Consider the following 12,521-nt stretch of genomic DNA (forward strand, 5'->3'; position numbering starts at 1 on the left):
CGCAAAAACCAGCCCCAGCAAATTCAGATCCTCTACTATTCCCTAACTTCTGCGTGCAAACTCAATCGTCGGTACCAAAGGATCAGAAACCAAACCTACACCAACAAAACCCCAACGCTTGATTAAATCTCCCAATTGGCTATCAGCAACCGACTCTACAGTTAAGCGACTTGCTAATTCACCAGCATGGGTGTTGAGATAGCTTAAAGCCTCAAAATCTTCTCGAAATAGTAGCAAGTAGCTAGATTTATCATCAGGACGTGCCGCTAAGTAACGTCCATCACTTTTGGAGCGAATTAAATAATAACTGCTGTAAACCATATTAATCAAGCAAATCTGACCCAACATCTAGCAAGACTATAACCCAGATTTTATAAGTTACCTCAGACAAACAGCGACAATTTGAAGTTACTAGGGGTGAACAACCCTTTGCCCAATTATTCACCTTACTCATTACTTATTTTTAATCCTACTTATTTTCTGTAGTTTTTGTTAACATTAGTTAAATTCTGCATCCAAAGCACCACTATGGCATTATACGCGGAACTTCATCGACATCTCGGCGGTTCAGTTGTACCTCGTGTGTTATGGCGATATTTCCAAAGACATAAGTCGGATATCGCTTCACGCTTTGCTGACTATCCTGGATTTGAAGACTTTTATACTAAACCCCGTAATACTCTTGATGAGTACCTCGAATTGCACACATTAGTAGAGAGTGTGCAAACGGTTGAAACTTTACCCTACTTTATTTACCGCCTACTACGCGGTGCCTACATTTTTGAAAATCTTGCTTACTTAGAACTACGTTACACTCCGTATCTGCGAACACCTGAGCATTTGACTCAATCAGAACGCATCGAGAAAATGGCGGAAATCGTCGATGTTGTGGGTAAAGCTAGTCAGATTCCCGAATACCCCATTGTTACAAGCCAAATCCTCTGTATGCATTCACGTTTACCTTACGAGGTGAATAAAGCAATCGTGGATTTAGCAGTCCAAAATCCCAAATATGTATGTGCGGTAGATGTGGCAGGTGGTGATAGTTATTACGCTGAACGCTTGAGTGAATGGGCGAAATTATACGAATATGCTTTGGAAAAAGGAGTTAAAACCACCGGACATCTCTATGAGACTACAGCAGGTTGTTACCCTGATTTGCTGCCATATTTAATGCGAATTGGACATGGTATTCAAATTCCCTTACTGTATCCAGAATTACTTAAAGAAGTAGCACAGCGGGGACAATGCTTAGAGGTTTGTCCTACAACCTATTCTAAAACAGGAACATTACAAGATATTCGCCAGCTAAAGACAGTATTTGATCGTTGTTTTGAAGCTGGTGTTGACATTGCCATTTGTACTGACAATGCTGGATTACATAATGTTCGTTTACCCTTTGAATATGAAAATCTATTAACTAACGACATTATTGGTTTCCAGCAGTTACAAGCTTGCCAAGATGCAGCCTTTAAACATGCTTTTGCTTGGCGTTATGGTAAACGTCCCGCATCATTGCTAAATGGATTATTGCACTCTGAAGATGCTGATGTGTCAGTGTTGAATGAGCACAGGGTGTAACGTTTACGATACATGCACCATCAACCGCTTTGTATAGTGCGTAAGTTATTGGATGTTTCCACCAGCCTGTATTAACTGCAATTTCTCTAAAACTGCTGCTGCATGTGCTTTTACTTTCACTTTTATCCAAGCATGGGCAATTTTTTGATCTGGTGTAATCAAAAAAGTTGAACGTTCAATACCCATATATTCTTTGCCCATGAACTTCTTTAATTTCCAAACACCATAATTGTCGGCTATTTCGTGTAGGCGATCGCTTAGAAGATTAATAGTTAAATTATGCTTGTTGATAAACTTACAGTGGGTTTTCTCCAAATCTGTACTGACACCTAAGATTTCTGCACCTAATTCTTGAAATTTTGGTAGATATTCACTAAAATCCTTGGCTTCAGTAGTGCAACCAGGGGTGTCATCCTTGGGATAAAAGTAGAGAATCAACCATTTACCCTGATAATCTGCCAAGGTTGTAATTTTTTCGTCTTGGTTGGGTGCGGAGAAATCGGGTGCTGCTTGTCCTGGTTGAGGAATATCGGTCATGATTTTTGTGAGTGAGTGCAAAAATGGTTGGAAAGTCATCACTCAAAAATCTTACCTCAGCAGATCAAAAAAATGCGAGATTCCAAGAATCTCGCACTCCTACAAATAAGTCAGAATATAAAATTTTTCTAAACTATTTCCAATCTCGACCCACGCGAATCGTGATATCAGATTCCAAATCACCTGTTGCAGCTACTTCCACATCGCCAAAGCCGAGACTTTTCTGTAATGCTTCACCTTGTTCGCGGCTACCCTTTTGAACAATAATTTGAGTTTTGTGCTGAATATCTGACCAATCAGCAATCGGATAAACCTTCGCAAAACCTTTTTGTTTAAAGGAGTTAACCACTTTTTCTGTTAAACCAGATTCATTTGCAGCATTTTGAATAGCGATTTTCAAGCTAGGAAGTGGTTTTGTAATTGATTGCATCCCCCCAATATTTACCCCAACGTAGTTCCTTAATAAATCAACTTGCCCAGTTAAATCTAACCAGTAACTATCTGGATCTGCACTCAAGCGGCTAAAAATACCAGGTAAAATTGTCATTTGAAAATTATCGCGTTCAACATTGGTAGAAAAATTCACCAAAGCCATCATTTCTGCTAATTTCAAATCAGTATCAAAATACTTTCGCATCACCCGGATTAACTGGGGCAATCTAGGTACCACCGCAGGACTGGAAAGTCTTTCTCTTAATGCTGCAAATAGAACTTGTTGGCGCTGGACTCGTTCTAAATCTGCCATTTTTGGAGTCCGATAGCGAACGAATTGTTCTGCTTGTTCACCATTGAGAGTTTGCCAACCATTAACCAAATTAATGGGTAATTGTTTGGAACCTGCTTCAGATTGCATTGCCTGGGGGATGAATACATCGACTCCACCCAATTGGTTAACTAGCTGTTGTAAACCACTGGTAGAAATACGAATATAACGGTCAATTGGCGCATTGCTGAGGGATCTACTAATTGTTCTGAGTGCTAATGCAGGACCACCTTGGGAGTTGGCATCAGCGACTTTACTGAGTCCTTTTTCGGGGATCGAAATCATCGTATCTTTGGGGATCGATAATACTCGAATGGACTTATTGTCTGGGTTGAGGCGAACTAAGATCATTGTATCGCTTTTACCAGCAAAACTTTCTGGAGAACCATCAGTAGTACCTGCAACAGGTTCGATCCCCATGAGTAAAATATTCATGGGACGAGTCAATTTATACTGAGATATATCGCTCCACAAATCTTCTGGTAGTGCGGCTTTTTCAGCAGTTTTTCCTGACCATGCCAACTCTTCATCAGTGCGTTCTGTTGTACTCCACAAAGGAGTCCACAGTGCCAGACTTGATACTAGTAAGCCCGAAAGTGTCGCCCCAATGGAGACAGTGAGGATCCAAAATAGCCAACGCGGCATTGCTAAACCCAACCTGCGGTAAAGCTGGGTAGGAATAGATGCCGTAGATTCTCCTAGCTCATTTCCAGAAGTTATAGTGCCTTCTGTGACAGCTTGACCCTGTTCCCATTCAATTCTTTGGGAATTTCCCCAATCTTCTTTAAATTCCACTTGTTTAACCACACATTTCTCCCCACTCAACCAACACCACTTATAACTCTAACTTTGCTCAATACAGGGAACCTATTGCTTTTCTTAAACGCTATCTTAATGCAAACTACAAAGCTTGCCAGTAGAAAAGCTCACAGTACACTTAAAGTGTCCTAAAATTACCTAAAATTAAATCTGTAGGTCAACATGAATCATAAATTTTTTCCTGTAATCCTTGCTGGTGGTAAAGGTGAGCGTTTTTGGCCCCTTAGCCGTCTCAATCGACCGAAGCAATTTTTATGTCTCGACGGTACTGATAGAAGTTTGCTGCAAGCAACCGCAGATCGACTTATAGCCCTCACGGATAACTGGGAAAGTCTATGGGTGATAACTTCTAATCAAATAGCTCAAGGTGTGAAAGAGCAACTTCCTGAATTACCGTCACAGAATTTATTAATTGAACCGGAGGGAAGAGATACAGCCGCAGCGGTTGCTTGGGCTAGCTTAGAAATTAAGAAACGCTACGGTGAAGATGCGATTATTGGCTTCTTCCCGGCAGATCACTGGATTGCGAACCAAGAAACATTTGCTCAAACATTAGATGCGGCTTGTGAATTAGCTGCGACAACAGAAGCAATTGTGACGTTGGGGATCAAACCAAATTTTCCTTCAACTGGCTATGGCTATATTGAACAAGGCGAAAAGATGGGTAGCTTTCACGACCTGCCAGCTTATCATGTGAACCGTTTTACAGAAAAGCCAGACCGTGAAACAGCCGAAACTTTTTTATCTACGGGTCGATTTAGCTGGAATAGCGGTATGTTCATATTTAGGGCGGGTGTAGTTCTGAAGGAACTTGAAACCTATGCTCCAGAGATTGTTCAACCCATAGCACAAAAAGGTGTCGAAATCTATCCTCAGTTACCTAAAAAAAGTATAGACTATGCGCTGATGGAAAAGACAAGTTTGACATATGTCTTGCCAGTTGATTTTGGTTGGGATGATTTGGGTGATTGGAATGCAATTGAGCGGTTGCTGAAGACAGAAGATACTGCCAATGTTGAGCTTGCGACCCATGTGGGGTTGGATACCCAGGGTGCGATACTATATGCCAGTGATGCCAATGAGGTCATAGTCACCATTGGTTTAGAAGACATTGTGATTGTACGCGATCGCAATGTGACTCTAATTGTGAAAAAGGATCGCACCCAAGAAATTAAGCAAGTTCTCGCCACCATTAAGAGCGATCCCAAGTTTACCGAACTACTTTAAGGGTTCATAGTTTAGGGTTAGAGTCTGGAGATTAAGAAATTATTTATTTTGAGTATCTTGGTGTTTTTATCCCTAGTGACATCTAAAAATAGCGACTCAAGACTCTAACCCTTATTAAAAGATAGAACCCTTGATAGAGGGTCATTTACTGCTATTTTTAGTATAACTCAACAATAATCAGTTGCCAGTTATCAGTTATCAGTTACTAGTTACTAGTTACCAGTTATTTGATACTGCCCCCTGCCCCCCTTGCCCCCCTTGCCTCCCTTGCCCCCCTTGCCCCCTGCCCCCTGCCCCCTGCCCCCTGCCTCTTATGTTCCTGACCCAAACAGTTCCCCGTCAACGTGAAATTATCGAAGTTCTGTTCCGCAATGGTTGGGACTATATGCGGAGGCTACTCACAGGTGGAAAGCCCGATGAACCACAACTACCGACACCTGCGGTTCTCAAAAAAATCTTGGTGGATTTAGGTCCTGTTTATGTCAAACTTGGTCAACTCCTTTCCACTCGTCCCGATTTGTTAAGTAGTGCTTACATCGAAGAACTGTCAACCCTACAAGATGAAGTCCCTCCAGTTGCTTGGGAAGATATCGAAATCCTCATCCGCAAGCAGCTTAAACGCCCCCTAGAGGAAACTTTTACCCAAATCAATCCTGTTGCCATTGCAGCTGGTTCTATTGGTCAAATCCACCGAGCTACCCGTGCTGATGGACAGGAAGTTGCTCTCAAAGTCCAGCGTCCTGGTATAGACGCGATAGTTGCCCAAGATATTACCTTAATTCGAGGGATTGCGGATTTGGTTGCCCGGACGGAATTTGGTCAAAATTACGAAATCAAATCTATTGCTGAAGAATTTTGTAAAGCTCTCAATGATGAACTTGATTTTACCCGCGAAGCTAGTTTTACTAACCAACTTCGTCGCAATTTATCTCAAAGTAAGTGGTTTGATACCACACAGTTGGTGGTTGCGGAAATTGATTGGAGTTTGACGACACCTAAGTTAATGGTGATGGAATGGTTGAATGGGAAGCCGATTTTGGCAGCAAAAATCCTGGATGAAAAGGAGAAAGATGCAAGCACGAAACGGAAAGAAATCACTTCACTTTTGTTTCGTGCCTTTTTCCAACAAATCTACATTGATGGCTTTTTCCATGCTGATCCCCACCCCGGTAATCTATTCTATTTGGATGATGGACGAGTTGCTCTCTTAGATTGTGGGATGGTGGGAAGACTTGATCCCCGTACTCAACAAATTCTCACGGAAATGCTGCTGGCAATTGTCGATCTTGATGCTCAACGCTGTGCTCAGTTGACTTTACAATTAGCAGAGTCAACTGAGCCTGTGATTATGACACGTTTGGAGGGTGATTACGACCGGATGTTGCGGAAGTATCATAATACCAACCTGTCACAAATCAACTTCTCCCAGATAATTTATGAATTGTTACAAGTTGCCCGCAACAACAAAATTCGTCTCCCTAGTAACATGGGTTTATATGCCAAAACCATCGCTAATTTAGAAGGTGTAGCCCGTGGTTTTAACCCAGATTTAAACTTCTTTGATGAAATTAAACCCCTATTAACAGATTTGTTTCGACGGCAATTGGTGGGTGACAGTCCAGTGCGATCGCTTTTACGCACCGCGCTAGATTTAAAGAGTCTTTCTTTGCAATCTCCCCGCCAAATTGAGCTACTTCTAGATCGTGTAACATCAGAGACACTACAGTGGAATATTTCAATCCGTGGTTTAGATGCTTTACGACGAACCACAGATGATGCTGCTAATCGCCTCTCTTTTAGTATTCTCGTAGGTTCCCTGATTATGGGAGCAGCAATTATATCTAGTAGTGCCCAAACTAACCAGTTATCATTAATCAGTAATATTCTCTTTGCTGTGGCTAGCTTTTTAGGATTATGGTTGATTATTAGTACTTTACGCTCAGGCAGATTAAACAACAAGTAATGAGTAAGTAAGTCGGTAGAAATAAACAGTTATTCTTAACATATCCTCTAACAGGTATATTCAATCTACCCGCAAAGCGCTGTAGATTAACAAAATAAGAGAAGCAATAATTTTGGAGGTTAGAGGTATGCGAGACGGTTTTAATAAAATGATGGGAAAGACAAGATACGTTGTCAGTCGCGTATTCGTTCATCTTGGTGGTGCTGATGTTGCCCCTATCTTGGGGATTCTCAACTCCATAGCGCGGGATGCAATCGATGGTGATGGTGATATGGAAACCTTGGGGCAAGGTTTGGTAGAACTATGCGAATCCCTACTGCAATATGATGAATATTGGGTATCTGCCGCAAATGAAGGTGATGTCTTCTGGAATGAGGGTGAAGCAGGAGATTTTGTGAATGAACTATTTACCGACTCTGCACAGCGATATGGGGCTGAATTTGATATTGGTTATACCAATGATTCTAATCAAGCTTTATCTATACCTGTAACAAATAATGTTTTGGTAATGATTACAGCAGCAGCAGAAGGAGAAGTTCCGGAACTCGAAACCGACTTATCCAATATTAGCGCCCTAAAACAAGGCTTAAAGGGGCTAATTAACCTCCATTACAAACACAAATTACGGGCAGTTCAAGTGCATTTCTCACCAGCCCAATTTGGTGAAGAACTAACTAATGACCAATTATTGCAGTATTACCCGGAGTTAATCCCACTATAAATGGTTGGGTACTCCCTACTCCATAGTCGAAAAGAACTTGTTAAGCTCGAAGTTAGGATGATAGTAAAAATGTTAATGACGATTTTGCGTAAATTTACAGCCGTTTTTCTCGCTGCAAGTTTGTGCCTTACCACTGTCGCTTGTGGTGGTGGCAATCAAACTAGTTCTCCAACTAATTCTCCAGCCCAAAATGTTAGCCAGAAATCAGTTTCAACTAAATTAGCCGATGGACAGTATGATGTCCAACAAGCTAGTTTTGATGATGGTAATGGAGAATACATGCTGATGTTGCTGGGTGCTACACCCCCAACTTTCAAAACTGATAAACTCCAGATGGCACGGCTAACTGATGAGGAAATTAAAGCAGGTAAAAAAACTTACTTGAAGGTAGAAGGTGGACAACCAGCTTTATATTTAACCGAAGATTTTAAAATCGAATACGTTCATAATGTCACCGAAACAAAAACCAATCCCCAGACAGGGCAACAAGAAACTGTTGTTGTGCGTCGGGAAAATGGATTTTGGGCACCCTTTGCAGGTTCTGTAGCTGGTTCCATTGCTGGGCAAGCAATTGGTAGTTTGTTATTTAGACCCCAATATTACGTTCCACCCGCTTATCAGCCTGGTGGTGTAATTCGTGGTTATGGTGGTTATGGTAGTAGTTATGGTGATGCAGTTTCCAGTTACCGAACTCGCTATAATGAAGCCCCCGCAGTGGAAAGAAATCGGACTGCTTTCCGTACTACTGGTTCCATTAGAAGAAATTCCCCCAACACAACTAACACCCGCACCACAACAAAAACAACTTCAGGTAGTCGTGCTTCCGGTTCTGGCTTTGGTGGTAGTACCCTACGTCCTTCTGGTAATTCCAGCACTGTGAGACGTTCCCCTAGTAATAATAGCTTCGGTAGTGGACGTTCGGCTGCACCTCGCCGTAGTAGCGGTAGCTTTGGTAGCCGCAGACGCTAGAAGTTCGGGTATAGTTTGATATTAGTAACGCGGGCACCTGCCCGCTTTTATTTGTTCAAAACTATGTCGTATTTGCGTCAATTGACTTATATATCTACAATCTCCCTAACGCTAATATTTAATGGGTGTTTGCCGGTGGGATACTTATTTGACAAGTGGTTAGCACCATTGGGTGATGTCAAAAAAGATGAAATCAAAGAAACCCAAGGATTGCAGAATCATGAGATAGCGTTACTAAATTTGGCACCAGATTATACAGGCTTTATTTGTAATTTTATTCCGTATTTGTGTAACAGGGAAACTCAAAATAACTCACATCAAAATGGTTTACGGTTAGTTGTTGAACTACAAACCACTCCATCGATACCGAAAATCACCGATAGGGAACTGGCAGCAGTCAAACAAGTAATTGAAAAGAGAATTCAGCGGCTGGATATTTCTCAAGCAACTGTGCAAATTCAAGGCAAAAATCAGATTTTGATTATTTTACCAAAGGTGCGAGATCCTAGCCAAGTGACGAGAATATTGGGAAAAAGCGGTAAATTGGAGTTTAAAGAGCAAAAATCAGGAACTAAAAATCAACTTTACACTCTGTTAGCAACTCGTTACCAACTTACTGAGAAACAGCAAAAATTACGGAAAAATAGTAATCCAGATCAAAATGCGATCGCTAAAAATGCTCAAGCCTTACAACAGAACAATTTAGCCATATCCCAAGTATTTAAAATTACTAAACCACCACTTACAGGTAAAAATATCACAGATGCTTTTAGTCAGTCAACCCAAGATAAATATAGATGGGAAATCGCAATTAGATTTGATGAAGAAGGAAGTCGAACGTTTGCGAAAGTAACTAAAAATCTTGCTGGAACTGGAAGAGCAATTGGTATTTTTATTGATGATAAACTCGTGAGTTCTCCTGTAATTGGAGTTGAATTTGCCAAAAGCGGGATTACAGGTGGTTCGGCAGTAATTAGCGGTAGTTTCACTGCTGAAGATGCCCAAGATATTGCATTAAAATTGCAAAGTGGAGCCTTCCCATTACCTTTAAAAATTATAGAATCTACCTCCATAAAGCAAAGTAAATAAATTATACAAGTAAAACCATAAACCCTGTATATAAAATATCTATCGTGTTCTACGGGTTTAGCAATGCTAAACCCCTACGAAAAATATAATTTTCCTTACATATGTATGTAATATTTTCCATCAATATATAATTTCTAAAAATATAGTTTTTAATTTTTGAAAACATACCAGCATTTAGAACCCCGACTTCTCAAAGAAGTCGGGGTTCTGGACACTCTAGATACCCATGATTAATAAATAATATGTCTGTGTAAACACTGAAGTATAAATCAAGTTTTATCGAATAAAATTTACTTGATACTTATCAGGTATTTTTTATGACTAAAATTCTACCTCAGTGTGAAAATCTTCAATCGCAAGTTGAGGCGATTTTAGAGCTTCTACAGCAAGAATCTAATTTACGTAGCTATGACACTACAGCAGTCAAAACTTCTTTAAGTAAGGCAATTGCTCCCAAATTTGAAATTGTTTTTGCGGGAGCATTTAGTGCCGGAAAATCAATGTTAATTAATGCCCTCTTGGAGCGAGAATTACTATATAGTGCAGAGGGACACGCCACAGGAACAGAGTGTAAAATTGAATATGCACCACTTGCGGAAGAACGGGTAGTATTAACTTTTTTAAGTGAAGTTGAAATTCGAGAACAAGCTATATTTTTATGTCAAGAACTGGGATTTGATACAGTTGGAAATATTAATCAAACAGAGATTATTGATTTACTCACCCAAGGTTGCCAAACTATTATTCAAAAGGAAGGTGGTGAAGGTAAATCGGTACGAGCAAAACAAGCAAAAGCCTTACTTTTACTGTTGGAAGGATATGTAAATAATCGTGGACATATTCAGACGGTAACTAATGCTACCTACTCGATGGAGCAATTTAATTTTACTAACCTCAAAGAAGCGGCAAGTTATGCACGTCGAGGTATTAATAGTGCAGTTTTGCGGCGAATTGAATATTACTGCTATCATCCACTTTTAGAAGATGGTAACGTTATTATCGATACTCCTGGTATCGATGCACCCGTAGAGAAGGATGCACAATTAACATATCAAAAAATTCAAAACCCGGATACTTCAGCGGTGGTATGCGTACTGAAACCCGCAGCTGCGGGGGATATGACAAAGGAAGAAACCCAATTATTAGAGATGATGCGGGGGAATTGGGGAATACGCGATCGCGTATTCTATATATTCAATAGAATAGATGAAACTTGGTATAACACCCAACTGCGTCAACGTTTGGATGATTTGATTAGTAGTCAGTTTCGGGAAAGTAGCAGGGTATATAAAACCAGTGGTTTGCTAGGGTTCTATGGTAGTCAACTGAAACAAACCAGCGGTAGAGACAGATTTGGTTTAGATTCAGTATTTGCTGAAAGTGTCAAAGGTTTGGATGGGGTGGAAGAAACACCACAATTTGTTAACGAATTTTTGCGTTATTGTGCCAATTCTGGAAAGTTATCACCAAATCAATTCCGGATTTCTGTCAATAGTTATGAAACTCCCAATCAAAACTACACCAGGATTTTAGCCGAACAGGGACAACCTTTAATTCAAAAATTAATTCAAGATAGCGGAATTGAGGATTTTCACACTGCCATTACCCGCTATCTAACTGAGGAAAAACGTTCTCAATTATTTAAAACCCTCGCAGATGACTTGGAAGACGTTTGTATTCTACTAAAGAAAAACTATCAACAACTACAACGAGATTTAGATAGTCAGCCACGAGAAATCGAGGCAATGAAAACCCAAGAATTGCAACGATTAAATCAACAATTGCAGCAGCTAGGAAAGGATTTTAGTCAGCATATCACAGATGAAGTTAATAAAATTATTACCAATAACTGTGATGCTTTTGAAACCGATTTTCGCCACTTACAAGTAAAAATGATTCGTCGTTTAGATGAATTATTAAACACTTTCTCTGTTGCGGATGCTTATCGTCGAGCAACATTGAGTCATCCTCGAAATGCAACAGCACCATTGCTAGCAATTTTAGTAGAGGCATTTTACTATTTAGCCAATCAACTGGAAGATATTTTAGTAGTATCTTGCGAAGAAATTGTTGCCAGTTTATTTCAGCGTTTACTGGATGGCATTCACAAAGCCGACTTTTACCGCCAATTATACCGCCTACTAGGTAATGATAGCAGCATTGAGCAAAAGTTGAAAATTTTGGAAAAAGACGTGCTAGATGGCTTGGTGAGCAATGCGCGGGTAGAATGCGATCGCTTTGTCAGAGAAAGTCCCAGATTCTATGATGAAGGAACCTTTTCTATCTATCAATTTCGCCAAACATTAATCCAAACCTCCCAAGGTTACGACTGCGAAAGTATGGTGGAAGCAGAACCCGCAATTCGTCAACTATTAAAGCTAGATTTTGAACCAAAGGTAAATGAAACGATTCGCAAAAATTTTCGCCAAACTGTGAATCAAATTTTGAAAACACAGTTATTACCAATGGCAGATCAACAAGCTGATGAAATATTACAACAATATGCCCATGCACGAACATATTTAGAAGCTACTTTACAGCAAGAAGCTGAAGATAAAATAAGCCAAAATCAGCAGTTGTTAGGTACGGTAGAACAGAAAATAGCTGCTTACAATTCGGCTATTAATAACATTAATAACTGCTTACGTGGCATGAGTTTACATGAGCATTTATTACCTGAAATTGCAGATTCTGATGTATTGACAGTTGAGGATAAGTTCCTAAAAACTGTAGTTGAAGTTTAGTTATGAACACAGGTAGTTTTATAGAATTATCTGTGTTTTCTCAGATTTAATGGCAAATTAATCACCGTAGGGTGTGTGACACTTTGAGGCATTACGTACACCAAATTA

10 protein-coding genes are annotated in these 12,521 nt (G+C 40.1%); 7 read left to right on the forward strand and 3 right to left on the reverse strand.

Going from position 1 to position 12,521, the window contains the following annotated elements:
- Window positions 1-42: 42 nt before the first annotated feature.
- Entirely contained in the window at window positions 43-321 is a 279-nt protein-coding gene (locus CAL6303_RS14380) for a hypothetical protein (RefSeq protein ID WP_041740590.1), read from the reverse strand.
- Window positions 322-528: 207 nt separating this feature from the next.
- On the opposite strand from CAL6303_RS14380, the gene CAL6303_RS14385 reads away from it, so the two are divergent.
- Window positions 529-1,581 carry an adenosine deaminase gene (locus tag CAL6303_RS14385; protein ID WP_015198531.1) on the forward strand — a complete coding sequence of 351 codons (1,053 nt, stop codon included), beginning with the start codon at window positions 529-531 and terminating at the stop codon, window positions 1,579-1,581.
- A 45-nt stretch (window positions 1,582-1,626) separates the two neighbouring features.
- Here the strand turns inward: CAL6303_RS14385 and bcp are convergent, their stop codons facing one another.
- Together bcp and CAL6303_RS14395 are read right to left on the reverse strand one after the other, a co-directional pair.
- Window positions 1,627-2,118, reverse strand: coding sequence for a thioredoxin-dependent thiol peroxidase (bcp, locus tag CAL6303_RS14390; RefSeq protein ID WP_015198532.1), 492 nt, complete (start codon window positions 2,116-2,118; stop codon window positions 1,627-1,629).
- A 133-nt stretch (window positions 2,119-2,251) separates the two neighbouring features.
- Window positions 2,252-3,688 carry an LCP family protein gene (locus CAL6303_RS14395; protein WP_015198533.1) on the reverse strand — a complete coding sequence of 479 codons (1,437 nt, stop codon included), beginning with the start codon at window positions 3,686-3,688 and terminating at the stop codon, window positions 2,252-2,254.
- A 174-nt stretch (window positions 3,689-3,862) separates the two neighbouring features.
- Between CAL6303_RS14395 and CAL6303_RS14400 the strand changes: the two genes are divergently transcribed.
- The 6 genes from CAL6303_RS14400 to CAL6303_RS14425 all read left to right on the forward strand — a co-directional run bounded on the left by CAL6303_RS14400 (window position 3,863) and on the right by CAL6303_RS14425 (window position 12,413).
- Window positions 3,863-4,927: a mannose-1-phosphate guanylyltransferase gene (locus tag CAL6303_RS14400; RefSeq protein ID WP_015198534.1), complete on the forward strand. Its 1,065-nt coding sequence runs from the start codon at window positions 3,863-3,865 to the stop codon at window positions 4,925-4,927.
- Window positions 4,928-5,240: 313 nt separating this feature from the next.
- Window positions 5,241-6,890 (forward strand): ABC1 kinase family protein, encoded by a 1,650-nt coding sequence (locus CAL6303_RS14405; RefSeq protein ID WP_015198535.1) that lies wholly within the window; start codon window positions 5,241-5,243, stop codon window positions 6,888-6,890.
- A 127-nt stretch (window positions 6,891-7,017) separates the two neighbouring features.
- Entirely contained in the window at window positions 7,018-7,611 is a 594-nt protein-coding gene (locus tag CAL6303_RS14410; RefSeq protein ID WP_015198536.1) for a DUF1517 domain-containing protein, read from the forward strand.
- Window positions 7,612-7,680: 69 nt separating this feature from the next.
- Window positions 7,681-8,580: a hypothetical protein gene (locus CAL6303_RS14415; RefSeq protein WP_015198537.1), complete on the forward strand. Its 900-nt coding sequence runs from the start codon at window positions 7,681-7,683 to the stop codon at window positions 8,578-8,580.
- A 135-nt stretch (window positions 8,581-8,715) separates the two neighbouring features.
- Window positions 8,716-9,669: a preprotein translocase subunit SecD gene (gene secD, locus CAL6303_RS14420; RefSeq protein WP_051036677.1), complete on the forward strand. Its 954-nt coding sequence runs from the start codon at window positions 8,716-8,718 to the stop codon at window positions 9,667-9,669.
- Between the two features lie 317 nt (window positions 9,670-9,986).
- Window positions 9,987-12,413, forward strand: a complete 2,427-nt coding sequence (locus tag CAL6303_RS14425; protein ID WP_015198539.1) for a dynamin-like GTPase family protein — start codon at window positions 9,987-9,989, stop codon at window positions 12,411-12,413.
- The last annotated feature ends 108 nt before the right edge of the window (window positions 12,414-12,521 follow it).

The sequence above is a fragment of the Calothrix sp. PCC 6303 genome (assembly GCF_000317435.1).
In the GTDB taxonomy this organism is placed as follows: Bacteria; Cyanobacteriota; Cyanobacteriia; order Cyanobacteriales; family Nostocaceae; genus PCC-6303.